The organism is Lactococcus sp. S64 (assembly GCF_016516525.1).
Classification (GTDB): domain Bacteria; phylum Bacillota; class Bacilli; order Lactobacillales; family Streptococcaceae; genus Lactococcus; species Lactococcus lactis.
Map to the genome: position 1 here is coordinate 129,845 of NZ_JACVUQ010000005.1, position 25,519 is coordinate 155,363.

Annotated in this window: 19 protein-coding genes and 2 pseudogenes; 6 read left to right on the forward strand and 15 right to left on the reverse strand. The window is 34.6% G+C overall.

Annotation, left to right across the window (positions count from 1 at the left end; genetic code table 11):
- Window positions 1–2: 2 nt before the first annotated feature.
- From IAE51_RS07255 to IAE51_RS07270, 4 genes are all read right to left on the reverse strand, one after another.
- On the reverse strand, window positions 3–4,355 hold the full coding sequence (locus tag IAE51_RS07255) for a SpaA isopeptide-forming pilin-related protein (protein ID WP_200095099.1): 4,353 nt from the start codon (window positions 4,353–4,355) through the stop codon (window positions 3–5).
- Window positions 4,356–4,777: 422 nt separating this feature from the next.
- A complete protein-coding gene (gene spxB, locus IAE51_RS07260) occupies window positions 4,778–6,481 on the reverse strand; it encodes a pyruvate oxidase (protein WP_012898585.1) in 1,704 nt (567 codons plus the stop codon).
- Window positions 6,482–6,707: 226 nt separating this feature from the next.
- Window positions 6,708–7,664 carry a serine hydrolase domain-containing protein gene (locus tag IAE51_RS07265; protein WP_200095100.1) on the reverse strand — a complete coding sequence of 319 codons (957 nt, stop codon included), beginning with the start codon at window positions 7,662–7,664 and terminating at the stop codon, window positions 6,708–6,710.
- A 72-nt stretch (window positions 7,665–7,736) separates the two neighbouring features.
- On the reverse strand, window positions 7,737–8,516 hold the full coding sequence (locus IAE51_RS07270) for a CppA N-terminal domain-containing protein (protein ID WP_010906285.1): 780 nt from the start codon (window positions 8,514–8,516) through the stop codon (window positions 7,737–7,739).
- 353 nt (window positions 8,517–8,869) lie between these two features.
- Here IAE51_RS07270 and IAE51_RS07275 point away from each other — a divergent pair, with 353 nt between their 5' ends.
- Window positions 8,870–9,655, forward strand: a complete 786-nt coding sequence (locus IAE51_RS07275; protein ID WP_058204403.1) for a CPBP family intramembrane glutamic endopeptidase — start codon at window positions 8,870–8,872, stop codon at window positions 9,653–9,655.
- Window positions 9,656–9,697: 42 nt separating this feature from the next.
- Here IAE51_RS07275 and gla read toward each other — a convergent pair whose 3' ends face one another.
- On the reverse strand, window positions 9,698–10,567 hold the full coding sequence (gene gla / locus IAE51_RS07280; RefSeq protein ID WP_012898588.1) for an aquaglyceroporin Gla: 870 nt from the start codon (window positions 10,565–10,567) through the stop codon (window positions 9,698–9,700).
- A 171-nt stretch (window positions 10,568–10,738) separates the two neighbouring features.
- Here gla and IAE51_RS07285 point away from each other — a divergent pair, with 171 nt between their 5' ends.
- From IAE51_RS07285 to IAE51_RS07295, 3 genes are all read left to right on the forward strand, one after another.
- On the forward strand, window positions 10,739–13,030 hold the full coding sequence (locus IAE51_RS07285) for a Xaa-Pro dipeptidyl-peptidase (RefSeq protein ID WP_058203724.1): 2,292 nt from the start codon (window positions 10,739–10,741) through the stop codon (window positions 13,028–13,030).
- 1 nt (window position 13,031) lies between these two features.
- Window positions 13,032–13,742 (forward strand): gamma-glutamyl-gamma-aminobutyrate hydrolase family protein, encoded by a 711-nt coding sequence (locus IAE51_RS07290; protein ID WP_012898590.1) that lies wholly within the window; start codon window positions 13,032–13,034, stop codon window positions 13,740–13,742.
- A 149-nt stretch (window positions 13,743–13,891) separates the two neighbouring features.
- Window positions 13,892–14,734, forward strand: coding sequence for an amino acid ABC transporter substrate-binding protein (locus IAE51_RS07295; protein ID WP_039116268.1), 843 nt, complete (start codon window positions 13,892–13,894; stop codon window positions 14,732–14,734).
- Window positions 14,735–14,821: 87 nt separating this feature from the next.
- Here the strand turns inward: IAE51_RS07295 and IAE51_RS07300 are convergent, their stop codons facing one another.
- The 4 genes from IAE51_RS07300 to IAE51_RS07315 form a co-directional block, all read right to left on the reverse strand.
- Complete coding sequence (locus tag IAE51_RS07300; protein ID WP_004254437.1) at window positions 14,822–16,144, reverse strand: FAD-dependent oxidoreductase; 1,323 nt, start codon at window positions 16,142–16,144, stop codon at window positions 14,822–14,824.
- Window positions 16,145–16,250: 106 nt separating this feature from the next.
- A complete protein-coding gene (gene gltX / locus IAE51_RS07305) occupies window positions 16,251–17,702 on the reverse strand; it encodes a glutamate--tRNA ligase (protein WP_010906290.1) in 1,452 nt (483 codons plus the stop codon).
- Window positions 17,703–17,865: 163 nt separating this feature from the next.
- Window positions 17,866–18,396: a cysteine hydrolase family protein gene (locus IAE51_RS07310; RefSeq protein WP_074453830.1), complete on the reverse strand. Its 531-nt coding sequence runs from the start codon at window positions 18,394–18,396 to the stop codon at window positions 17,866–17,868.
- A 98-nt stretch (window positions 18,397–18,494) separates the two neighbouring features.
- Complete coding sequence (locus IAE51_RS07315; protein WP_200095101.1) at window positions 18,495–19,418, reverse strand: phosphatase PAP2 family protein; 924 nt, start codon at window positions 19,416–19,418, stop codon at window positions 18,495–18,497.
- 228 nt (window positions 19,419–19,646) lie between these two features.
- Between IAE51_RS07315 and IAE51_RS07320 the strand changes: the two genes are divergently transcribed.
- Window positions 19,647–20,141 carry a GNAT family N-acetyltransferase gene (locus IAE51_RS07320; RefSeq protein ID WP_012898594.1) on the forward strand — a complete coding sequence of 165 codons (495 nt, stop codon included), beginning with the start codon at window positions 19,647–19,649 and terminating at the stop codon, window positions 20,139–20,141.
- 92 nt (window positions 20,142–20,233) lie between these two features.
- Here the strand turns inward: IAE51_RS07320 and IAE51_RS12210 are convergent.
- From IAE51_RS12210 to IAE51_RS07345, 5 genes and pseudogenes are all read right to left on the reverse strand, one after another.
- A pseudogene (locus IAE51_RS12210) lies at window positions 20,234–20,461 on the reverse strand (DUF1048 domain-containing protein); the annotation flags it as partial.
- A gap of 81 nt (window positions 20,462–20,542) precedes the next feature.
- Window positions 20,543–20,890: pseudogene (locus IAE51_RS07330) on the reverse strand (DUF1048 domain-containing protein).
- Window positions 20,877–21,239 (reverse strand): PadR family transcriptional regulator, encoded by a 363-nt coding sequence (locus IAE51_RS07335; protein WP_003129889.1) that lies wholly within the window; start codon window positions 21,237–21,239, stop codon window positions 20,877–20,879. Before IAE51_RS07335 ends, IAE51_RS07330 begins: the two are co-directional and overlap by 14 nt.
- 120 nt (window positions 21,240–21,359) lie before the next feature.
- Window positions 21,360–21,989, reverse strand: coding sequence for a hypothetical protein (locus IAE51_RS07340; RefSeq protein WP_003129888.1), 630 nt, complete (start codon window positions 21,987–21,989; stop codon window positions 21,360–21,362).
- Between the two features lie 64 nt (window positions 21,990–22,053).
- A complete protein-coding gene (locus IAE51_RS07345; RefSeq protein ID WP_200095102.1) occupies window positions 22,054–23,139 on the reverse strand; it encodes a PIN/TRAM domain-containing protein in 1,086 nt (361 codons plus the stop codon).
- Between the two features lie 230 nt (window positions 23,140–23,369).
- Here IAE51_RS07345 and IAE51_RS07350 point away from each other — a divergent pair, with 230 nt between their 5' ends.
- Window positions 23,370–24,056, forward strand: a complete 687-nt coding sequence (locus IAE51_RS07350; protein WP_012898598.1) for a YoaK family protein — start codon at window positions 23,370–23,372, stop codon at window positions 24,054–24,056.
- Window positions 24,057–24,099: 43 nt separating this feature from the next.
- Here IAE51_RS07350 and radA read toward each other — a convergent pair whose 3' ends face one another.
- Window positions 24,100–25,461 (reverse strand): DNA repair protein RadA, encoded by a 1,362-nt coding sequence (gene radA / locus IAE51_RS07355; RefSeq protein ID WP_058203717.1) that lies wholly within the window; start codon window positions 25,459–25,461, stop codon window positions 24,100–24,102.
- Window positions 25,462–25,519 lie beyond the last annotated feature (58 nt).

Sequence of the window (25,519 nt, forward strand, 5' to 3'; positions counted from 1 at the left end):
TTCTACTTTCCACGATACTTTTTCAATAAGTAAGCTGAGATGATAAGTAGTAACCCAACTCCTCCTACACCGATTGCTCCAAGAGCAGGGAGTTCTATGTTCGGTTTATTTGTTTCTTGCTTATTCTGCATCTCATTATTTTCTTCTTTTTCTTTCTCTTTTTCTTCACTTCCTCCTTCAGCTATTTTGTAATTTGCAAATACTATCCCTATTTCATCTTCCAAATCACCTTTATATTCTTTAAAGTCTTCTAAACTTCCAAACTCTAGGATTTCTGGATGAGTTGCCGAACGTTTGGCTAATCTAATATGAATGGTAGCTTTATCTGCATATCCTTGTGCCTTATCCATGTATGCCACAATAACAGTGTTAGTCTTTTGATAACCTGCAGGCACCTCCTCTTCACTTATGATATAAAGATTACCTCTAGCCATATGGTCTAAGGTTCTAGAACCCTTTTCAGTAGAAAGAGTGGCTCCTGCTTTGGCATCAATAGAAGTCTTACTACTCGTTGAAATATCATTTCCTGACAAGTCCAAAGTGTCAAGATTTAAACGCTCAAGGCTGTCAAAATCTTGAGTCGGTTCAAACTTCTCAACCCACCTTAAAGCAAATTGGGTGTCCATTGGTCTATTACTTTCTCCATCAACTTTTTTTATTGTAAAACTATGAGTAATATTAGAATGAATCTCAAAAGAAATTAAATATTCTGAGATTTTTTCTTGGAAAGATGAGTCACTTTTTACTTTTTCGACCTGAGAATCAGTACTCTCTAATGCTTTGAATTCTGGATTCTTTGTTTTAATAAGCGAAACGACACCGAGTGTACTTGGCGTTTGATTGATACTTTCTAGTATTGATTCATCTGGGGTTTCAAGTAAATCTCCACCATCAATTTCAATGTTATTATCTTCTTCATGTTCTTTAAGTTCATCCATATTTGGTGTTGTGATTATCCATTGGGAGGTTTCTCCAAAATTTGGAAATAATCCAATCGAACTTTTTTTAACCAATTTATATTGAGTATCATACTCTAAACTAATTGGAGATGTACTTTCTTGACCATTATTTTCATTGTCAATAACAGTTAGCTTGCCATCTGAATTAGATTTTAAGGCTATTGTTTCTCCTGTAAAGTCATTATTAAATGTTTTTAGTATTCTATCAAAATTATTGATTCTTTTTACGGAATCCGAATCAGTAGAATTCCTACCTAAGCGAGTCAATTCAAAACTTACTCCAGCTAAAGGGGAGGTAAAGTCATCATCTATCTTATCAACTTCTAACTGCAAGGGCGGAACGGCCTGATTATAAAAAATTAGTGTGAGATGCAAATCACCATTTTCTTCTTCATTCAATACTAATCCATTTTTTCCACTTTCATTTTCATCTAAAAATGGAATATCTATACCCTCACTACCAATAGCAACAATGCTTCCATTAAATTTGACTCGGAAAAAGTGAACTTCATCATCTCTGTAATATCCATTTGGGCTAACACTTTCTTGCAAGGCGTAAAGACCGGGTAATAGATTATTTGTGATTTCAAGGGGCTTAAGTTGGGTCAATTCATCATCTACTGATTCTATCTGATATAAATTAAAAACTGCTCCATCAAGTTTTTCTTCTGAATCAACCGCTCTTTTATCAATTGTAACAGAGTTTCTAAATTCCTCTACATTTATATCATTAGTGATATTGAGACTAATCATGAATTTATTATAGTGTTCATCTAAAGCGATTTGCTCTCCATCAACTTTTATTATAGGCTGCCCATTTTCAAGTTCAGTTTTTATTTTCCATGGTCCTTCCAGTGAGTGACCGGGCGATTTTATTTCGTGGAGTTGATATTCTTCTCCGTAATTTAAACGGGTCTTATCAAATAAAATTTCACCTTTTTCGTTCGTTACTGCCTTGTCAATTTCTTCTCCTTGACTATTTTTAAGTACAAATTCCACCTCTGACAATGGTTCATTATCATGGTTAGATGTTTTGATTAGCTGTAATCTAAACTTCTCTATGTTAGCAATTGTAGTTTTGTCTTCCCCAATTGTTATCCAATCATATATTTCGCTATTAAGAACAATCTCATCTTTTATTTCATAAATGAATTCTTCGCCCAAAATAGAATACTTAGGTAAATTTTCTAACTGACTCCGCCATTCATCATCCTCTTTAAGCGTAACAGTCTTGGTCCAATCAGATGATATTTGAGCACTTCTTCGGCCTATAAGCAGCTCAACATTCTCAGGTATATTTTCTGAATTAGCTAACCATTGTTTTTCAAGGGTAAGATTTATTCCTGATGATTTTGCTGATGGTACTCCAAAATTTACTTTATTATCTGGGTTACTACCGTTTGGAGTCAACGTCGTTTCTCCATTCATTTGATACCAATAATTAGTTTTAAAATCATCGTTTTCAGTATTTAATCGAACCTGATAATGAATTTGAACTTCTTGATTTTTCCCAATATTAAGATTTGAAATTTCTAATCCTTTTTCGTTTATCTTACCTGTTGGTAAATTATCAATTGAGTCTTCTCCGACACTAGTAATTTCAAACTTTGTATCCTTATATTCAAACTGAGCACCTAGTGGGTCGAGAATCAATCCATTTGTAATTGTGTTAAATCGACTTAGAACGACATTTGCTTGATTTTTTAAATAATCAGTAATATCATTTGCACTATTTGCATCTTGGTATAATCCTGTCGTAGCTATTAGACTGGTCCGACTTTTGACTTCTTCTTGACTCAGATAGCTTCCATCATTCCCAAGTTGAATTCCAAGTGTATGAATTTCTGATATCTTTTGTTTAGAAATTTCTGCCTCTCCTAATGTTGCGGCCCAAGTGTCCCGAATTTCGATATTACTTCCACCATTTATATCTTTAACAGAATATGGGCTTTGAATCTTAGAAGTGTTTCCTGGTTCATCTCGGCTTTCAGCAAAGCTTTGACCATAAATGACATTATCAACTTTTGAGGCAGAATTTACTTTGTAACTAAACGTCGGAACACCATCAGTCATCAAAATCATCATTTTTTGATTATCACTGGAGTCCTGTTCAAGCATCTCAGTTCCCTTACGAAGTCCCAATTGAGTAAAAGTTCCACCTGAAAATTGTGGTGCTAATGCTTGATTAATTGATTTAACATGGCTTTCTGATGATACTTTATCTATCGGTACAGTGATATATCCACTAGCTCCCGTTACATAATTCCCGGGACTAGAATATCCAACAATTCCAACATTGACATAGTCTGCATAAGCAGTGTTTTGAATCGTTGATAAAAAATCGCTCACTCCTTGCCGAACAGCAGTTTCTTTTGCCCCTTGCATCGAGCCTGACATATCAATTACCAAAACAATATCAACTGGTTTTATTGGGTTTTGAACATTTCCTCGAACATTTAAATAAACATCGTATAAGCCTGGTGTTTCTGTTTCTTTTGCATATTTTCTTAAGGCAAAATCGACCGGATTATTAACTCCAGCGTATTCAATATACGAATTTTCTAAATTTGTTGCTTCTCCATTCCAACTATTGACTCCATCCCACTGTGAAGAAAAAGAATTCCAGCCTTGATGATTGACCACTGTTGTATTTCCCGTAGGTATCCAAGAATGACTTGGAGAAATTCCTGTCTCATCTTGTCTATATTCAGGAGAAATATTTTCATAATTTTGCGCTAAATCATTAAAACTAGCCTTTATCCCAAAGTTTGAAGGGTAAGAAAATGCTAATTGTGAATCTTTTTTTAATTGACTAACAGTTTCTTCTTGACTTGACTCGTTATTTAATACTTCTTCTGTATTTTTATTATCCTTCTCTTTTGAATCTGCTTTATTATTTTCTGGAATATATAAGCTAAAAATTGTTGATTCATTCTTCGCTAAAATATCTTCACTGATGACTTCTTGATCGTTTTCAATACGTTTAGCATCTGCCTGAATTTCTAAGTTTAACAATGAAATAGAGTTGTTAGCTCTAAGTACAATCTTTCCTTCATTCTCTTTTTCAAAATCTGAAATTATTGTATTTTTTTCTTTAAGTGTCCAGCTTTCATTTTCCTCTATTTCAATAGGCTGATTCCCTTCAAAAGAAAACTTTAACTTTAATTCTTTATCATTTTCTGTTTTATTTATTCTATAATCAATTTCCCATTCGTATTGATTTTCTAAAGCTCGCATACTATATGAGATATTGAATGATTCATCATTAATAAGCTCAACTTTATCTTTATAATTTTTTTGATTTTCTGCAAATACTTGATGACCTTGCAGTAAGTTTGGAACAAAGTTTAGAACTAAGATTATTATACTTAAACAAACCGTCCATTTTTTTATCATCTATCATTCCTTTCTTGCGAATTTCATATTTATCGAAATTATTTTGGTAGAATTCTACTCCTTTCTATTTTTTATCCATGCTTCATATTTGAGTTTTAGATTAAATCTTTTTGATTTATAATTTTATTATTTTCACAACCATAAACTCATTTTACATAATTATTATCTCATATTGTTCTTATTTCCCAAATTGAAATACATTGTTTTGCTTTAGTATTTATAAAAATACATTCGCTAAGACAATGAATAACGCCTACAAATTCATATATAGTGACTAATAATACTATGATTTGACTTTATTTTTTTATAATCCCTATCTAACAAAAACTAATTTTATTCTAATTTATTCTTTTATTTTAATCTATCTAAAAAAGACATTAGAGCTCTCTTCTAATGTCTTTTTATTCTAATATTATTTATTTTTATTCTTGAATCAATTTGCTAAATGGAATCAATCCTTGAGTTTGATATTCTTTTTCAAATTCAGCAGAATCAAGTTGCAATTGTTCAACAGGTAATGGACGATGGTCAAAGATGTTGACATTGATGACCGTTGGACGATTCGCTTCTTTAGCTTTTGCAAAAGCTTCTTTTAATTCTGACAAATTATTAACATCAAAACCTAAAGCTCCCAAAGCCGCTGCAGAAGCGCCAAAATTAGCACCTATCAAATCAATTCCTGAGTGTGGTTGTTTGGCATCATCTTGTTCTGCTTCGATAAATCCAAGGCTCTTATTGGTCAAAACAACATTGATAATTGGTAAGTTATATTTGACCTGAGTAAGAATATCAGGCATCACCATTGCCCAAGCTCCGTCACCAGAAATTGACCAAACTTGACGGTCTGGATATTGCGCTTTCGCACCAATTGCTGCAGGTAGAGCATAACCCATTGTCGCATACCAGCCACTTGTTGTGAATTTTTGATCCTTACTTGTATCGAGAAGTCTCATTCCATCAATTGTGACATTTCCTACATCAACTTGGAAAATGGCGTCATCAGTGGCCATGTCATTAATGGCTTTAAAGACAGGTTCTACTTCCAAAGGTGAGCTGTCAATAACTGAACGTTTTTCAAGCCACTCTACCCAATTTTCTTTGTCTGCTAGTGCTGCGCGATACCAATTTGTTTCTGGAAGTTGTTCTCCCACTTCCATTAATTTTTTAATTGTCAGTTTGGCATCTGCCAAAATAGCTAAATCTACTTGATGACGACGGCCAAATTTAGTTCCGTCAATATCAACTTGTATGTATTTAGCATCTTTAGGAATAAAGAAACTTTGAAATGGCATATCTGAACCTAAGAACAAAACAGCATCTGTGTTAGACGCAATTTCTACCCCAGGTTTAGAGGCCACTCGACCAGCTGACCCCATGTAAGCAGGGGCATTGTCAGGAATAATTCCTTTTCCTAAGGCAGAACTCAAAATTGGAGCATGAAGCATTTTAGAAAGTTCTAAGATTTCCTTGCGGGCTCCTCTTGTTCCTTGACCAATATAAATCAAAGGGCGTTTTGCTTCTTTTAATATTTTCCAAGCTTCTTGGATTTTTTCAGCCGCAGGTTCTAGTGGCAAAGGCTTTTGATATAGATTAGCGCTAGAAACATAATTATCTTCAATTTCTTGCCAACCTAAATCTTTGGGAATGGTAATGACAGCAACACCACGTTTGGCATAGGCTTGACGAATCGCTTCATCAACTACTGCTGGCATTTGTTCTGCGGTCATTACTGTTCTGTTATAGACACTAACGTCAGCAAACATTGGATTTTCATTTAATTCTTGGAAATAATTAGTGTTCATTGCACTCGTTGGAACTTGACCAACCAAGGCAAGTACTGGAACATGGTCATATTGAGCATCATATAATCCATTTAACAAGTGAACGGCTCCTGGTCCTGCTGAACCAAAGGTTACTCCGATTTCTCCGGTTACTTTTGCTTCCCCAACGGCTGCTAAAGCACCCACTTCTTCGTGACGAACTTGAATGTAATTTAATGTGTCTCTTCGGTTATATAATGCGTTCATTGTCGAATCAATTGACCCACCGGGTAAACCGTAAATATTTTTGACACCCCAATCTTCAATAACTTTTAACATTGCATCTGATGCATTTATTTTTGTCATGATATTCTCCTTGACCTTAAATCTATCAACTACTAACTACTTTGAAACTACTTTATATACTAATTTCTCCTTTCGCCGTAAGTAAATAAATTACTTTTCAAGTAAATTATAGGTCAAAAAAATCTAAATGTAAACTATTTGAGTCCAGCCATTTATTTTTTTAGTCTGTCAGCAATAACTAAAAAAGAACTGTAAACTAAACAGTACAGTTCTTTTTATTTAAGTCTTAATCTAAGGTCAAATGGCTGATTAAAAATTTTATCAAGAAGTCACGTTCTTCAATCCATTTTTCTCGATTATCTTTTAAATGGACACGATTTGATAAGAAAACGACTGCTTTTTTGATGTGAGGGTTAATTAACAGAAAAGTTCCGGTATAACCAGTATGAAGCAACCAATCATCATTTGGCCCGAGTAAGTCCCAAGCCAAACTTCTTTTTTTATCTCCGTCAGCATAATTTTTTGTCAGCTTTAAATATTTTTCTTCTTGAAAATAAGCTTGACTGAATAAAATTAAATCAGACATCGTTGAAAATAAGCCGGCTGAGCCACAATGATTTTTTAAAACTTGAGCTTTAGGGTCATGAACTGTTCCTACTGGGATATTTTGACTTGTTGGGACTGCATTTTCTACTGGTCCAAAACTTGTGTCAGTCATTTTCCAGTCTTCAAATACTTGTTTGTAAAAGATTTCATCCAGACTTTCTCCATAATATTCTTCTAATAAAAAACCTAGTAAAATAAAATTAATATCTGTATATTTGAAGGTCTTATTGTCAGTAATTTTAATCTGATTAATTGCTTCTGTCAGTTCTTTTGCGTTTAGCTTATCTCTATTTTTTATGAAAGGATCAATACCAGAAGTGTGTGTCAGTAATTGCCGCAAGCTGACGCTTCTGTCAGTAAATTTAGAATAATATTTTTGAAGAGGGGCATCAATTTCTAACTTTCCTGCTAGGACAAGATTAATGACGGCTGTTCCGGTGCCCACTACTTTTGTCAAAGAAGCTAAATCCCATTTTTTTCCCTGAGTGAGCTTGATTGTTTTAGGATAAATTGCTGAATTTCCTAAAAGATACTCATTAACTTTTTCTCCTTCAATAATTGCGAAATTGACACCTGGGAAAACGTCACGCTCAATATAATCTTCGATTATTTTTAAAAATTCTTGTTGATTTTTCATGTTTCAACCTTCGTTTCTGATTTATTTTGAGTAAAAAAACTTGTCAAAAATTAACAAGTTTTTTTAAAATTATTATTTTACAAACCAAAGTTCTACATGGTCAGGAACTTCTAATGAAAAAGTTTTAGCTGAGCCATCCAAATATGTTCCGTCCACATCAGAAAATTGATGAGCAAAATCTTTCAAATCAAAATCTTTATCAATCATGAACACTAAAAACTCAAGGTCAAGTACTTCATCGGTTCCTGCAGCTAAATCTTCGCTTTCTTCAACACTAAAAGTCAAAGTTACAAAAGGAAATTCAATTTGGTTATTGATTGCTTTAAGACCAAAAACTGATTCATAAAATTCAATAATTGATTGGTCAGCAACATTCAAATCCATTGCTATAATTTCAAAATCTGACAAACCTTTAAAAGTTTTATCTTCCTCAAGCTCAATTTCTGATTTATCAATTTCTGTCAGTGATGATAAATCTGTCAGTAAATCTGATGTTACCAAAAAAAGTTCTGCTTCAGGCGAAAGTGCTGAAAAAGCAAAGCCGTTTTTTCCTTTATAGACCTTAGAAATCTTGTCCAAGTTACGAACAATTAATTGCTCAATCTCAGATGAATTAGCTTTGATCACCGTTTGCCCGTGTTTTTTCAATCCTTCAACAGGACGAAAACCTGGTGATTCTTCTAATTGAAACCGATCTTTTTTCGCTTCATGCCCACCAAGCCATACCATTGCGCCTTCTTCTACCAAGACCTTAAAGCCAAGCACTTCACGGTAGAAATCTAAATTTTCTTCACGATTAAGCACACGATAGACTGGTTGAAAAGCGGTAATATGATTTATAATCTCGCTCATTTTAGCCTCCATTGATTACATTTACAAATAACTATCTCTTATTTTCGCAAATTTCAAGGAAATTATCAACGATTTATATCTTTTAGTTTTTCTTTCTACATTAAATGTGTAATTTTAAAATCTCAATAAAAAAACTCATAGTCGTTAACCATGGGCATTTTTAAGGATAGTTTTAAGTACATATCTAGGTACGAACAAAGTTAGACTGACCTTTTAGTGTGGTTGCCAGATATGCACATTTTTGAGGTAGCTCTATTTTACTACAATTTATTCAAGTTCAGATTAACAAAAGTTATCAACAAAAATGAAATATTTTCTTCTGCTGACAGCTATTACTATGCTATAATATTGACATGTTTAATATAGAAAAACTTCAATCATTAGCCAAATATCGTTGGGTAATTGTAATTATTTTGGCGCTACTTTTTTCAGCCCTATCTGTCAGTATTTTTCATTTGCCATTTTTAATGACAGCTCTCGTATTATCGATTGTTGGATTAATTTTTGCTTATCACAAATCAGTTTGGTTGGTGCTCTTTATTTTATCTAACTTACCAATGCTTGCGACAACCATTTTTGCTTATCAGCACCATTTCACAACCTTAGATACCGTCATCTTTTTCATTATCTTTTTACTTACGATTATTTCTTCTTATCTGATTGCTCGTAAAGCTGAACTCATCCCTAAAATAAGCTGGAAATATTTTCCTCCTTTAAAAATAATAATTGGTTTTGCTTTGCTTTTTCTGGTCTCTATTCTGACAGGAATTTTTGCTCAAATTATCAATCAAAGTCCAACAACCAGTAATCAAGATTCACTAAACGAATTACAAAAAGTGATTCCAATTGCTGTCTTTGCGACCCAAACACTTGCTGCTGGTTTTTTAGAGGAACTTGTTTATCGGGTAGGAATTTTTGAAGTCATTTTCAAAAATCAAAAATATTTTGCTTTTTTAACGGCATTGCTCCTTTTTGCTTACATGCATGGTCCTACTGACCTCTACAGCTGGTTAACTTACGGTTTAATGAGTCTCGTGCTTACCAGCCTTTATGCTAAATATCGCAATTTTTATCTTAATATGAGCGTCCATCTTCTTTGGAATCTCTTTGGGTTAGTAATTGCGCTTGTGCTTAAATAAAAAAAATACTGACAGAAATTCTGTCAGTATTTTTTTTATTTTTTAAAGATAAATCATTTTAAATAGAGCTACGGCTGCAAGTGATGCAAGAATTGGTGCCAAAACTGGAACCCATGCATACCACCATTTAGAAGAACCTTTTGCTTCACCCAAAACTGATTTTGGTAAGAGACTGTGAACCAAACGTGGACCAAAGTCACGCGCTGGATTCAAACCAGGTCCTGTAGGACCGCCAAGAGCGACTACAAGTCCCATAACAAGGAATCCTAAGAATAAGTGAGCAACCATTTTAGAAGCTGAAGCTCCTGAGGCTTGAACCCAAATCTGATTCATAATGTCTGATGAAGAAACATCTGCTCCTTGACCTTTCAAGTAGTTTGTCATCCAAGTAATTGATTGACTACCAAAGAAGATATTTGTCGCAGCAACTGCTCCGAAGAACAAGACGAATGATCCAACAAATTCATTCAAGAAACCATTAATTGTGGCTCCCAAACGAGTTTTTTCATCATTGTCATCAACATTATCGATTGTTGAGAAAGTTCCAAGAATAGCATTTGGATTTTGTGTTTTAAGATAGTATGGGCGATAAACCATAACAATCAATAATTGTCCAAACATCGCACCTAAAACTTGCGCAATAATATATTGAGCAACATGTGCCCAAGGGAAAAGTCCTGAGGCTGCAAGTCCAAGTGTGAAAGCTGGATTAATTTGTGAAGTAATATTACCGAAAGCAACTGCTGGTAGCATTACACCAAGTCCATAACCCCAACCAATAATCATCCAAGATTGTGCGTGAGCTTTTGTACCTTTAAGTTCAACGTTGGCAACCGCACCATTACCCATGATGATGAGTAGCGCAGTTCCGACAAATTCAGTGATATATTTCACTGTCCATGTAACATCCATTTTTTATGGAACCCTCCAAAATTTGATTTTAATATAATAACCTCAGCTATTATATCAGAAAAGCGCGCTTGCTTCAAATATTCATTGGAAATTAGACCCTTTTAGTCTGATTATTTACTGAAAATTTGCTATAATTAAAAGAATTATCATGCTTTTTATGGAGGACTTAAGATGCGCTTTAATCATTTTTCAATTGTTGATAAAAACTTTGATGAACAACTAGCAGAACTTGATCAGCTTGGGTTTCGTTGGTCTGTTTTTTGGGATGAAAAGAAAATTTTAAAAGATTTTCTCATTCAAAGTCCTACTGATATGACTGTTTTACAAGCAAATACTGAGCTAGATGTCATTGAATTCTTAAAATCCTCTATTGAATTAGATTGGGAAATTTTCTGGAATATTGCTTTGCAACTTCTTGACTTTGTTCCAAATTTTGATTTTGAAATAGGAAAAGCAACTGAATTTGCTAAAAAACTTAATCTTCCTCAAAGGGATGTTGAAATGACAACTGAAACTATCATCTCTGCTTTTTACTATTTACTTTGTAGCCGTCGTAAAAGCGGGATGATTCTTGTTGAACATTGGGTTTCAGAAGGTCTTCTTCCTTTGGATAATCACTATCACTTTTTCAATGACAAATCATTGGCAACTTTTGATTCTTCGCTCCTTGAACGTGAGGTCATTTGGGTTGAAAGTCCAGTTGATACTGAGCAAAAAGGAAAAAATGACTTAATTAAAATTCAAATTATCCGTCCAAAAAGTACAGAAAAGCTTCCGGTTGTGATGACCGCAAGTCCTTATCATTTGGGAATCAATGAGAAAGCAAATGATTTAGCGCTTCATGAAATGAATGTTGATTTGGAAAAAAAGGACAGTCACAAAATTCATGTCCAAGGAAAGCTTCCACAAAAACGTCCGTCTGAAACCAAAGAACTTCCTATTGTAGATAAAGCACCTTATCGCTTTACTCATGGTTGGACTTATTCTTTAAATGACTACTTTTTGACGCGTGGTTTTGCTTCTATTTATGTGGCTGGTGTTGGAACGCGTGGCTCAAATGGCTTCCAAACTTCAGGCGATTATCAGCAAATTTATAGTATGACTGCTGTCATTGATTGGTTAAATGGCCGAACTCGTGCCTATACTTCTCGTAAAAAGACGCATGAAATTAAGGCCACTTGGGCAAACGGAAAAGTAGCCATGACTGGAAAGTCATATTTAGGAACGATGGCTTATGGTGCTGCTACTACTGGAGTCGATGGACTTGAAGTCATTTTAGCTGAAGCTGGAATTTCTTCTTGGTATAATTACTATCGTGAAAATGGTCTTGTCCGTTCTCCTGGTGGCTTTCCTGGTGAAGATTTAGATGTGCTTGCTGCACTGACTTACTCACGAAATCTTGATGGTGCTGATTATTTAAACGGAAATGCTGAATACGAAAAACGTTTAGCAGAAATGACCACTGCTTTAGACCGTAAGTCTGGTGATTACAATCAATTTTGGCATGACCGAAATTATTTAATCAATTCTGACCAAGTTAAAGCTGACGTCCTAATTGTTCACGGCTTACAAGACTGGAATGTTACACCCGAACAAGCTTATAATTTTTGGCAGGCTCTGCCAGAAGGTCATGCCAAGCATGCCTTTTTACATCGTGGGGCTCATATTTATATGAATTCTTGGCAATCCATTGATTTTTCTGAGACAATCAATGCTTATTTCTCTGCCAAATTATTAGATAGAGATTTAAATTTAAATCTTCCACCCGTTATTTTACAGGAAAATTCTAAAGAACAAGTTTGGTCAGCTGTCAGTAAATTTGGGGGCGATGACCAGCTCAAACTCCCTCTTGGGAAAACGGCGGTTTCTTTTGCTCAATTTGATAACCACTATGATGATGAAAGCTTCAAAAAGTATTCTAAAGATTTCAATGTCTTTAAAAAAGATTTATTTGAAAATAAAGCTAACGAAGCTGTCATTGATTTAGAACTTCCTTCTGAGTTAACAATTAATGGTCCAATTGAACTAGAAATCAGACTAAAATTAAATGATAGTAAAGGGCTCTTATCTGCTCAAATTCTTGATTTTGGTCCCAAAAAACGGCTGGAAGATAAAGCAAGAGTAAAAGATTTTAAAGTTCTTGACCGTGGCCGAAACTTCATGTTAGATGATTTGGTTGAACTTCCTCTTGTCGAAAGTCCTTATCAGTTGGTCACTAAAGGATTTACCAATCTCCAAAACAAAGATTTACTGACGGTCAGTGATTTAAAAGCTGACGAATGGTTTACGCTCAAATTTGAACTACAACCAACGATTTATCATTTAGAAAAAGCGGATAAACTTCGGGTCATACTCTATAGTACTGACTTTGAACATACGGTTCGTGATAATCGTAAAGTGACTTACGAGATTGATTTATCTCAATCCAAACTCATTATTCCTATTGAAAGTGTGAAAAAATAAGATGGCAATTATTGGAATTCTTGGAACTCCTTACAATACAGTTGAACAATCCCCCTTTTGGTGGAACAAAGTAAGCTATACTCGTCAATCATTTATTGATGTTTTTCAGGATTTAGGTCATACTGTGATTATTCTTCCTGTTGACAAAACCGAAAATATAAAAAATTACCTGACACTGGTAGATAAAATTGTACTGACTGGTGGGGCAGATGTCAGTCCTTATCTATATGGTGAGGAGCCTAATGCTAAATTAGGAACAACTGATCCGATTCGTGACCGTTTTGAGCTTGCCACAATCAAAGCTGCTCTAGAAGCAAATAAACCTATTTTGGGCATTTGTCGTGGCCTACAGTTACTCAATGTTTATTTTGGCGGAAGTCTTTATCAAGACTTGAGTCAAACTTCAAGTCAGATAAAACATCTCCAAAGTCCAACACCACAAGAAATTCCAACTCATCATATTAGTGTTGAAAAAGAAAGTGCCTTGGGCTTCTTGCCTGAAAATTATATGGTTAATTCTTTCCATCATCAAGTCATTAAAGATTTGGGCCAAGGCTTGACGGCCATTGCTCATGGAAACGATGGCTTAGTTGAAGCGATTGAAAATAAAGAAAAACATGTGCTTGCTGTCCAATGGCACCCAGAATGTACTTGGGAAACTGAGCATTTTGATAAGAAAATTTTTGAAATTTTCGCTAACGGAACCATATAAAAGTTAAAAAACCGTCATAAATCTTTTTTATGGTGGTTTTTTTAAGATTATGTTAATATTATGTCTATATTAAAAGTCAGCTCACTCGTAACCAACTTCCAAATTTAAAATAAAAACTGAGCTGACGAAATTTCTGAGGAGAAATTGATATGAAAAAAATAAAATTGTTGACTCTTGCAACAGTTGGAATTGCCTCAATTGGCTTACTTGCTGCTTGCTCGTCAAAAGATAATTCATCTTCTAAATCAACAGATAAAGTAACAACCGTAACTGTTGCAACTTCTGCCGCTTCTGTCCCTTATGAATACAGCGAAAATGGCAAAATGACTGGTTTTGAATATGATATTTTAAAAGCTGCTGACAAAGACATGAAGGATTATAAATTCAACTTTAAAGTCTATGAAGATAGTGCGATTTTAGCTGCTTTAGACGGTGGTCGTGCACAAATTGCGGCAAATAATTTTGGTAAGACAAAAGCACGTTCTGAAAAATATCTCTTTAGCTATCCTGTTCGCCAAGGAATTGATGCGATTTTCTCAACATCTAAAGAAAATATTACAAAAATCTCTCAACTTGCTGGTAAAACGACAGAAATTCCTGCTGGAACCAACTATGGTGATATGTTTGAAAGCTGGAACAAAAATCATCCAGACAAAAAAATCAATGTAAAATACAGCCAACGTCCTTTAGCCGACCGTTTATCTGCTGTTTCTAGTGGACAAATTGATTTCTTATTTGCTTCTAAAGCACCCGCAGAAAATTTGATTAAAGAACATGCAATCACAGGTTTAGTGGATACTGTTCCAACAGACTTGGATAAACAACCAGAATTTAAGACTTATGATTACTTTATTCTTGATAACAGCCAAAGCAAGTTGCAAAAAGATTTGAATGTTGAACTCAAAAAACTTTATGATAACGGCACACTTAAAAAACTATCAGAACAATATTTCCATGACAGCCATATTCCAGCTGCTGATCAATTCAAATAATTAAAAAAACTCGTCAATGACGAGTTTTTTTACTGACAGAAATTTTTTGTGCGATACTCACTCATAAAAGAAAGCTGTCAGTAACTTTTATTTCACTTCATTTTGAAATAAATCATTCAGACCTTCGCCCATTGTTGGATGAGTGAAAATTTGGTCGCGTAAAATTTGATAGGGCGTATGCATTTTCATAGCCAAACTTACAAGATTGATGACCTCATGAGAATCTTCATGATATAAAGTTGCACCGAGAATTTCATCTGTTTTTGGGTCAACAAGAGCTTTAAGAATTCCGCGAGTATCTTGAACAACTTTAGACTTAACAATTGGTGCCGCAGCCATCTTAAATAAACGATAATTAACCCCAGCTTTTTTCGCTTGTTTTTCATCCAAGCCAATTCGAGATAAGGTTGGACTAATAAAAACAGAATAGGGCACGAGTGTTCTGTCACTTAATTTACGCGAGTGATCACCAAACAATTGATTATTGACAATCCGAAAATCATCTGTTGACAGATAGTAGAATTGTCCACCTCCCCGAACGTCACCAAGTGCCCAGATATTTTCTGTACTTGTTTTTAAATCATCATCAACTTTAATATAACCACTTTCTGAAAGTTCAACACCAGCTTTTTCCAAATTTAAGTCAGTAATATTAGGCCTGCGACCTGTTGCCACTAATATCTTGTCAGCTGAATAGGTCTGACCTCCTGCCAAAACTTCGCTGTCAGTAATTTTTTCAACTTTAACCCCAAGATGAATTTCAACTCCTGAAGCCTTTAAATCTTTAAAAATTTCCCTTGAAATATCGTCGTCTTCTTTGGGTAAAAATGTTGAATGAGGTTCTAAAATTGTGACCTTAGACCCAAATTTATTAAACATTCCGGCAAATTCTAAACCAATATAGCCCGCGCCGATGATAACTAATTTCTTTGGAAGTTCAGAAAGTTCCATCGCTCCTTCAGATGTAATTACATTTTTGGATTCTTGAATTCCTGAAATTTCGGGAATCACTGGAGTTGCTCCCGTATTGATGAAAATGCGTTCTCCAATCACTTTGCTTATCTTGTCACCATTAACGACCTCAAGGGTTTCTTGATTAATAAAACGCGCAATTCCATCCATGACATAAACCAATGGTTCGTCAGCTGCCCCGTGATAGGCTCCATTGTGTAAAATTTCACGAACCTTGTATTTAGTAGCCATTGCTTCTGAAAAGTTCATATTTTTTTGTCCGGCAACAATTAGAGTTTTAGAAGGTGCACAGCCAACGTTGGGACAAGTTCCGCCGTACATCGCCTGGTCACGTTCAATAATCAGAGCTTCTTCTCCGTGCTGCGACAATGTTTTTGCCAAAGCTCGACCAGCCTTACCGAATCCAATAATAATATTTTTGAAATGTCTTGTTTCCATAAGTCTCTCTTTTCGTTAGTTTATCTCCTTATTTTATACCATTTGAATGTCTGAGTGTTCTATTTTGGTTTAATAAAAAGACGCCACACGGCGTCTTTTTATTATATTATTTATTTAAAGCAGCGTCCAAATGAGCCAATACTTTTTCTTTTCCAAGAAGTGCAATTGTTTCTGGTAATTCTGGACCATGCATTGAACCTGAAGCTGCAATACGAATTGGCATCCAAAGCATTTTACCTTTTACGCCAGTTTCTTTTTGAGTCGCTTTAAAGAGTGGGAAAATATTTTCCACTGTAAAATCATTTTCAGGAAGCTCAGCCAATTTTGCACGGAAAGTACTCAAAGCTAATGGTGTTGTTTCAGCAGCCAACATTTCACGAGCTTCATCAGTCAATTCTGGGAAATCTCCATAGAAAAGGTCTGTTAATTCAACAATTTCATCTGCTGATTTCATTTGTGGTTGATAAAGTTTAACCAGTTCCTCAGCACGTTCATCAAAGCGATTAGCAGCAACAAGGAATGGTTTTGTCAATTCAAATACTTTAGCAAAATCAGCATTTTTGATGTATTCATTATCCAACCAGTCCAATTTCTTTTGGTCAAAGGCTGCTGGTGATTTAGACAAACGATGTTCATCAAAAAGTTCAATTAATTCTTCACGAGAGAAAATTTCTTTTTCTCCGCCAGGATTCCAGCCCAAAAGTGCAATAAAGTTGAAAATGGCATCAGACATGTAACCTTTTTTACGGTAGTCTTCAATAAACTGAAGTGTATTTGTGTCACGTTTTGATAATTTTTTCCCAGTTTCAGAATTAATAATCAAAGTCATGTGACCAAATTGTGGTGCTTCCCAACCCAAAGCATCGTAAACAACTAATTGTTTTGGCGTATTGGCAATATGGTCATCTCCACGGATAACATGTGAGATTTGCATATCATGGTCATCAACAACAACAGCAAAATTGTAAGTTGGGTAACCATCACGTTTTTGGATTACCCAATCTCCACCGATGTTTTTACCTTCAAATTCAATGTCGCCTTTAACAATATCATTCCATTTATAAATTGCTTTTTCATCAACAGAGATACGAACAACCGGTTCAATATTTTGCGCTTTGCGCTCCGCGATATAAGCTGCTTTTTCATCATCACTCATGCCAGCATATTCGTTAATATAGTGTGGAGCAATTCCTGCCGCTTCTTGTTTCGCATGGTCAGCTTCAAGTTCTTCTGGCGTTTTATAAGAATAATAAGCTTTTCCTTCAGTCAACAATTGGTCAATATATTTTTGATATAAAGGCAAACGTTCTGATTGACGGTAGTTTTCATGTGTTTCAGGACTTTCATCCCAATCCATTCCCAACCAACGAAGGTTTTCAAGTTGTGAACGCTCACCATCTTCTACGTGACGTTCACGGTCTGTATCTTCAATACGGATGATAAAATCTCCCCCGTGATGACGGGCAAAAAGATAGTTAAAAAGGGCTGTACGAGCATTCCCGATATGCAAAAGTCCTGTTGGTGATGGTGCGTAACGGACGCGGATTTTTTTATTCATATTAATCCAATTCTCCTCATAAATTCGTTCACTTCTTTTCTGTAAGAAATGAATCGTTCTTGGTTTTAAATAGCCTAAACTACTCTAACAATCACCTCTATTTTACCACAAATTAAGAAAGCATGCCGACCTAAAATTCATTTGTAATCTATCATTGACAAATTTAATCTAAGAATTGAAGAAATCGTTCATCCCAAAGATGGTTTTCATAAAAATCAACGATTTCTTTTGCTGACAGCCATTTACTATCAAAAGTTGAACTTGCCCCCCTTTGCATCCAATTTTGATAGCCCAGACCATGAGCAAAAACAAGCGTCGTGTTAACACAAAATTCAGTTTGAGCACCGCAAAATTCAATCAATTTTACTGACAAGTCTGTCAGTAATTTTTGCAGTTCCGTTTGATAGAAACCATTGGCATGCGTTTTTTCAACATACTTGTCAGTAGATGCTGTCAGCAATTCTGGAATCATTTGCCAACCAAAACTTTCTTTTATCAGTTCATCATCATTATGCTGGATAAAAATAATCGGTTTTTTAGCCTTTCGATAAGTAATAATTCGTTGATTAATTTGCTCAATTAATTCTTCTCGCCGATAAATCCCCGCACATACCTCATTTTGCATATCAATTACAATCAAAGCATCACTTGTTTTCATCTTTTTATTCCTTTCAAAAATTGATTTTCTTAGCATTAGTATAAGACAATCTCTCCAGAAAACAAAGAATTTACAACCAAAATCAAAATAACACCCCAAAGAATGTTATTTTTGTAGTAATCTTTTATAATTTTCTAGTTGAGAGACTCTTCCTCAATAAATGAATAACCAATTGCCTTTGTGGCAACAAAAGTAACTAAAGACGCGATAATTAATGACATCGTGGTATCCGATAAGAAATGTGCACCAATTCGGACCCGAGCAGCCATCATTAAAAGTGTGAAAACAAATCCGCTGTAAGCCAAAATCTTTTGGCCTTTAAGATTTTTTCTGTCAGCAAAAAATGGTAAAAAGAGTGCTGCAGCCGCTGCGATTGTATGACCTGACGGGAATGATTGATGACCTGTTTGACCGTTCAAATGCCACCAATTAGTGAACGTTCCTTTGGTAGAGGAAACAATTTCCTTAACCTCATAAGGGCGAAAACGCCCCCAGTTAACTTTCATCATATTGACAATTGAGTTGCTGGCATAAACGACAGCAATCCCAGCAATCGCCACAATAATCAATTGACTTAATTCTTCGTAAGTTTTCTTGCTCAGCCATCTATAAATCAAAAATGTCCCGATGACCAGGATAATAAATGTAAAAAGTGCTTCAAGTCTGAAAGAATAAGTCGCTGTGGCTCCAATGCTGTTATTTGCCGCACCCAGTGGCTGATGATTTTTGATGTTATTAAGTGTGGTCACACCGTAAAACATCCAACCATCAACCCAGCCCCATGCTGACCAATAAGCAAAGCCAAGTCCAGAAATCGCTAAAATCCATTTTGTCAGTTGATTATCTTGTCTTAGACCATAAATGAAGATAATTTCCGCTGAAATAAAAGGGATAAGCGCTGACGGAAACATTCCAAATATCTGAAAAAGATTACCAAAAATTGAATTTTGATCCATAACCATTTTAGAAATTTGCAAATCCCCCAAAGACGCAATAATTAATAAAAGAGCTGAAATTCCAATTAAAATTCCTAGGAATTTTTTTCCGCTTGTGTTCATAAAACCTCCATTGGTTTGATTACTACCCTTTCATTTTATCCCATTCTCCAAAACTCAATGTAAATTTTTTGTAAATCTTAAGTAAACATTTAGTTAAACTTTATTTTATTAAAGATTTTAGATTTTTAAACCACTTCATATCCTTTAAATGACAAACTATTTATTCTTTTAATTACTAAGGATGATTATTGATTTCCTTTCTGAACAGTCTATGTTAGAATTAATTGTATGAATGAAATTACTTATACTCAAATTATGCCAAATGATATAGATGATGTCATCCGTATTGAAAGAGCTACTTTCTCAGAAAATGAAGCCCTCTCTGTAGAGTCAATGATCGAAAGAATTAACTTAATTCCTGATAGCTTTATCGCAGCAAGAAATAGTGAAGGAACTGTCGTAGGTTACGTTTCTGGTCCTGTTACAGAAGGTCGTTACTTGGATGATGAATCTTTTGAACGTACCGAAGCCAATCCCAAAACAGGTGGTTTCCAAAAAATCATCAGTTTAACCGTTGACCCTGATTATCAAGGCTTAGGAATTGCGACAAACTTACTCCTTTTACTTGAAAAAGAAGCCAAATCGAAAAAACGTTTGGGAATTAGTCTTACTTGCCATGATTATTTAGTTCCCTATTATGAAAAACACGGCTTTACTGACGAAGGACTTTCCGAGTCAAAATTCGGTGGAGAAACTTGGTACAATATGGTCATGGAATTTTAAAAAAAACAAAAGTTACTAACAAACCTGTCAGTAACTTTTTTTATTGATAAATTTTCAATTTTACTGACAGACTTATCAGTAAAATCTATTTATTACTTTTGAGCAAAATAATCATTCAAAGCTTGACGATATTTATTTCGCCAATCCTCTTTATTATCACTTAATAATTCATCAGCAAAAGTTGCAAAATCATCGCCCAGAACCTCTGCTGGGCTTCGCCCATCAACTACTGCCAGTTCAAATAATTCAATAATATCATTAAAAATATGCCAATCTGTTGCCCCCATTTTGAACATATATTTTTGAATTGAACGATAAGCCTGATAAAAATCTTTAGGTAATTTTTTAGCTCGATTTTGCGTTTCTTGCCAGTCTTTTTTTCAGCAAGAAGGTCACTAATTTTATATAAAACCATTTTTCAGCTCCTTATTAAGTTTATTTTTTTGCTTTTTTCCCCAACTATTATCATCCATCATCTCATCAATAAACGTCGCAACATCTGGACCAATTAAATCAGTCAATTCTTTGTCTTGGATTTTAGCTTCTTCAAGTAAATCAAGGACTTGTCCAAAAATAAATTTGAAATCTGCCCATTTCGTTACCCCAGAGTGCTATATATATTTTTTTAATTCCTTATAATCTTCATAATAATTCTCTCCAAGTTTCTGAGCACGATTTTCAAATTCGCGAAATTCTCTTTTTTCTTCAAGACCAATCATTCTATCAACAATATTTCTATGCTCCGCCATGATTTTCTCCCTTCTGCTCACTCAATAAATTTTGATGACGTAAAAATTCCAATTTTTCTGAAATAAAAGCCCATTTTTTCCAAAAATTTCCGCGCTCAATTTGCCCTGCCTCATTTAAACGATACCATTTTCGAGCGGGGCCAAGTTTTGAAGGCTTTTTTCTAATCTCAACATACCCTTTCTTTTCAAGACGCATCGTAATCGTATATACCGTTCCTTCTACAACATCTTCAAAACCAAGTTCTCGCAGTTTTTGAGTAATTTCATAACCATAGGTTTCCCCTTGACCAATGATTTCTAAAACACAACCCTCAAGAACTCCTTTCAACATTTCTGTAATTTGATTCATTTTTTCCTCCGCTATTTAGTAATACTAACTACATCTATATAGTAATACAATATAGCTAAAATATCAATATTTCCCACTTTTATTAAAATAAAAAAACTGCTAAAAAGCAGTTTTAATAAATTATTTTTCAAAATTAATAACTTTAGTTTGACCTTTAAAATTTTCATAAAGGGCCGATTCAATCCTTAAAGCAATAATTGACATATTCTCCGCATTTTCATGAAGAGATAGGATTAATCCTTCTTTTTTCACAATTTCTTGAGCTTTAGCCTCTTCTAAGATTTCTGCATGAACCCGATTTGAAGTCAAACGCCCTCCTTTTTCCAACTTATCAAACCAAGTCGTAAAACTCACTTGTGAATTTCTTTTTATATCACTAATCTTTGAAGCTTTTTTATCCGCAACCATGTAGAAAATATTTTCCGTTTTTTGAGCTTGAATAAAACTCATAATCGTTGTTGAACTCTTTGAATTTTCATCAGTCACACTTAAAGCAAGGTAGCCTGGAAAGTCTTTTAAAAGATAAGCAAGTTCATTTTCTACAGCATTCGTACCAACAACATTAGCCTTTTTATTAGTTTTAAAAATTGTTAAGAGAACAAGTGGTAAAGTAAGAAAAACATAAGCAATGATAAGTCCTAAAACAAATCTTAACCAATAATTTCCAAAATTCATTTCTAATATCAAAGCAAAAACAGCTAAAGAAATTAAAAAAACTACAAACAATTGAATAAAACGTTTTAAATACATATTAAACTCCTAAATACTCAAAATTCATTTAAGATAAAAACCGATAATTTATCGGTTTTCTTCTTTATTTTTTTACTAAATCAGCAAAAATCATTCGACCAGCACTTGTTTGTAGCACCTTAGCAACTTCAACAGTAACTGTTTTATCAATCAATTTTGCAGTATCTTCGATGACAATCATTGTTCCATCTGGCAAATAAGCCACGCCTTGTTGACGTTCAGAACCAGCACGAATAATTTGTACGTTAATATGTTCGCCCACAACAAGTTGTGTTTTCACAGCATTAGCAAGGTCATTAATGTTAAGAACTCGAACACCCTGAATTTCAGCAACTTTATTAAGATTAAAATCATTCGTCACTAATTTTGAGCCAGTAGAACTTGCATATTTAAGAAGTTTAGTATCAACTTCTCGAACATCTGGAAAATCAACTTGAGAAATTTCAACTTGATCAAATTTAGTCAATTCATTAACCAAATCCAAGCCCCGACGTCCTTTAGCCCTTTTCAGTGGGTCTGAACTATCAGAAATTAATTGTAATTCTAAAATCACAAAATTAGGAACAATAATTTTATCTGAAATGAACCCTGTTTTAATTACATCTAAAATCCGACCATCAATGATTGAACTTGTATCCAATAAAATACTATTATTACTCTTAGATTCACTGACAACTTCCTCAGCAACTTCTGCTGGTTCAGTTGCCATTGCTTCACGGCGTTTACGAAAAAGCACTCTAGCAATTTCGTCTCCTCGTCGATCAAACAAAACATATCCCAAATAAATCATCACCAAAACAAGTATGAATGAAATGATATTACTTAAAATAGGAACATTTAAAAATCTTAATGGAATACTTCCAATAACCCCAACGAGAAGACCAAGAACAATCCCAATAATATTGAAGACCATTTTTGACATATTCATTTTGGAAATTCTAGAATCTATTTTTTTCAACCCATTAAGCATTGAACCGGCAAATATAAATGAAAGAATAATAAAAATAATTGCACCAATCACACCGTCAACAGCTTCGTTCTGCAAAATCCCTGTGTCCCAACCAAATACCTTTAAAATTGATGGTACAACAGCAACACCTAGCGATGCTCCGATGACAGTCATAACAAGATGAATAATCCAACGACGCATATCTTTTCCTCCTTTTAGAAAATGGATAGGCTTACAAGAAAGCCCTGTGTCAATTATACCACACGCTCCTTTAATATTGCTTATCCAAACACAAGAAATCTATTTAATTTCTCATGCTATATTTATTATTTTATAACTTATATCCCTTATTAGCGATCATTTAATTTTTTATTTTAAATAGAGTACATTAGATTATCATTGTGCTATAATGACCTTATCTTTTACAGATTATGAAGGAAAAAATTATGCTTAAATCCGCAGTCCATTCTAAAGAAAGTTTACTTGTTGCTCTATTACTTGCCATGAATACAGGCTTTGTTGATGCCTTTACCTTTTTTCATTTTGACGGCCGTTTCGCTAGTCTCCAAACTGGGAATTTGATTCAGACTGGAATTAATTTAGCCCATGGAAATTTGGAGAAAGCTTTTCAATTTATTATTCCAATTTTATTTTTTGCACTAGGTGCACTTTTCAAGACCTTATTCACCAAATATAAAACCCAAAATAATCAAAGTGAAATTGAATCCCTTCTCTTCATACAAATGATTGGTATTTTACTCATTTCTCTCGCCTTCGCTACTTTTTTACATTTATCAGCCTCACTTTTTGTTGGAATTCTCTCCTTTTTTATGGTTATTCAAGGTGATACCTTTACTCGAGTCAGAGGACTTCCTTATGCTAATATCATGTCCACAGGTAATATCAAAGCTTTTGGAACAAATCTAGGTCAATATTTAGTTTCTAAAAACACTAAGGACTTAAAAAATTCACTCATCTTCTTATCTCTTGCTTTATCATTTGTTGTGGGAGCCTTTATTTCTTCTCTTTTAAGTTTATGGTTAGGTGATTTTACATTAATCGGCTCTAGTCTATTAATTCTATTAGCTTATTATTCTTATAAGATAAGTCATTCATAAAAAGCAAAGGCTATTTCATTAATGAAATAGCCTTATTTTTATATTAGCCAAAGACTAGTTTTAAACATTCAGTTAAAGTTGTTACTCCAATCACTTGAATCTGTTCAGGAATATCAATCCCTACAATTGAATTTTTAGGAGCATATACTTTTTTAAAACCTAGTTTTGCAGCTTCATTTAATCTTTGTTCAATTCGGGTCACCCGACGAATTTCACCCGTTAAACCAATTTCACCAATAAAACATTCACGCGCATCTGTTGGAAGTTCTTTATAACTTGAAGCCACAGCAACCGCAACCGCGAGGTCAATGGCTGGCTCATCCAATTTTACTCCCCCCGCAGATTTGAGGTAGGCATCTTGATTTTGCATCAAGAGCCCCGTTCTCTTTTCAAGCACCGCCATAATTAAACTTACACGGTTAAAATCTAGGCCTGAGGTCGTCCTTTTAGCATTTCCAAACATTGTCGGTGTCGTCAGTGCTTGTATTTCAACTAGTATAGGCCGTGTTCCCTCAAGTGCACAAACAATTGCAGATCCAGTTGAGCCCTCTAAGCGTTCTTCTAAAAAGACCTCTGAGGGATTAGTCACTTCGACCAAGCCATGACCCTGCATCTCAAAAATTCCAATTTCATTAGTTGAACCAAAACGGTTTTTTACAGCACGAAGAATTCTAAATGTATTATTTCGTTCTCCTTCAAAATACAGCACCGTATCAACCATGTGCTCCAACATCCTTGGCCCAGCCAGCTGTCCTTCTTTAGTCACATGACCAACAATAAAAGTCGCAATATCATTCGTTTTAGCAATTTGCATCAATTCTCCAGTCACTTCACGAACTTGACTTACAGAGCCTTGAGTTGATTGAATTTCTGGTGTCATGATTGTTTGAATGGAATCAATAATTAAGAAGTTAGGTTTTAAACGCTCAACTTCTGCACGAATCGACTGCATATTTGTTTCAGCATAGAGATAAAAGTCACGGTCAATATCTCCTAAACGCTCAGCTCTTAGTTTAATTTGTTGGGCTGATTCTTCACCACTCACATACAGCACACGCCCTCTAGAAGCCAATTGAGTAGAAACCTGTAAAAGTAAGGTTGATTTACCTATCCCAGGGTCTCCCCCAATCAGAACTAATGAACCAGGAACGACACCCCCTCCTAATACACGATTAAATTCATCTAGGTCCGTTTCAATCCGAGGAGTATCAAATAATTCAACTTCATCTAGCTTCATTGGTTTTGAACGTTCGCCAGTCATTGAAACACGTTGATTTTTAACTTCTTGGACTTCAACTTCTTCAACAAAAGAAGACCATTCGCCACAGTTTGGACAACGTCCTAAGTATTTTGCAGACTTATAGCCACAATTTTGACAAACAAATGATGATTTTTTCTTCGCCATTTTCCCTCCACTTATTCATACGTAAAATTTATTAAAATGTAACAAAACAGCGGATAAT

Coding starts and splice junctions, on each gene's coding strand:
- radA (WP_058203717.1), bottom strand. CDS start 25,461: ATGGCGAAGAAAAAATCATCATTTGTTTGTCAAAATTGTGGCTATAAG.
- spxB (WP_012898585.1), bottom strand. CDS start 6,481: ATGACAAAAATAAATGCATCAGATGCAATGTTAAAAGTTATTGAAGAT.
- IAE51_RS07295 (WP_039116268.1), top strand. CDS start 13,892: ATGAAAAAAATAAAATTGTTGACTCTTGCAACAGTTGGAATTGCCTCA.
- IAE51_RS07270 (WP_010906285.1), bottom strand. CDS start 8,516: ATGAGCGAGATTATAAATCATATTACCGCTTTTCAACCAGTCTATCGT.
- IAE51_RS07315 (WP_200095101.1), bottom strand. CDS start 19,418: ATGAACACAAGCGGAAAAAAATTCCTAGGAATTTTAATTGGAATTTCA.
- IAE51_RS07345 (WP_200095102.1), bottom strand. CDS start 23,139: ATGCGTCGTTGGATTATTCATCTTGTTATGACTGTCATCGGAGCATCG.
- IAE51_RS07300 (WP_004254437.1), bottom strand. CDS start 16,144: ATGGAAACAAGACATTTCAAAAATATTATTATTGGATTCGGTAAGGCT.
- IAE51_RS07335 (WP_003129889.1), bottom strand. CDS start 21,239: ATGAATCAAATTACAGAAATGTTGAAAGGAGTTCTTGAGGGTTGTGTT.
- IAE51_RS07350 (WP_012898598.1), top strand. CDS start 23,370: ATGAAGGAAAAAATTATGCTTAAATCCGCAGTCCATTCTAAAGAAAGT.
- gla (WP_012898588.1), bottom strand. CDS start 10,567: ATGGATGTTACATGGACAGTGAAATATATCACTGAATTTGTCGGAACT.
- IAE51_RS07320 (WP_012898594.1), top strand. CDS start 19,647: ATGAATGAAATTACTTATACTCAAATTATGCCAAATGATATAGATGAT.
- IAE51_RS07275 (WP_058204403.1), top strand. CDS start 8,870: ATGTTTAATATAGAAAAACTTCAATCATTAGCCAAATATCGTTGGGTA.
- IAE51_RS07290 (WP_012898590.1), top strand. CDS start 13,032: ATGGCAATTATTGGAATTCTTGGAACTCCTTACAATACAGTTGAACAA.
- IAE51_RS07340 (WP_003129888.1), bottom strand. CDS start 21,989: ATGTATTTAAAACGTTTTATTCAATTGTTTGTAGTTTTTTTAATTTCT.
- IAE51_RS07255 (WP_200095099.1), bottom strand. CDS start 4,355: ATGATAAAAAAATGGACGGTTTGTTTAAGTATAATAATCTTAGTTCTA.
- IAE51_RS07265 (WP_200095100.1), bottom strand. CDS start 7,664: ATGAAAAATCAACAAGAATTTTTAAAAATAATCGAAGATTATATTGAG.
- IAE51_RS07310 (WP_074453830.1), bottom strand. CDS start 18,396: ATGCTAAGAAAATCAATTTTTGAAAGGAATAAAAAGATGAAAACAAGT.
- gltX (WP_010906290.1), bottom strand. CDS start 17,702: ATGAATAAAAAAATCCGCGTCCGTTACGCACCATCACCAACAGGACTT.
- IAE51_RS07285 (WP_058203724.1), top strand. CDS start 10,739: ATGCGCTTTAATCATTTTTCAATTGTTGATAAAAACTTTGATGAACAA.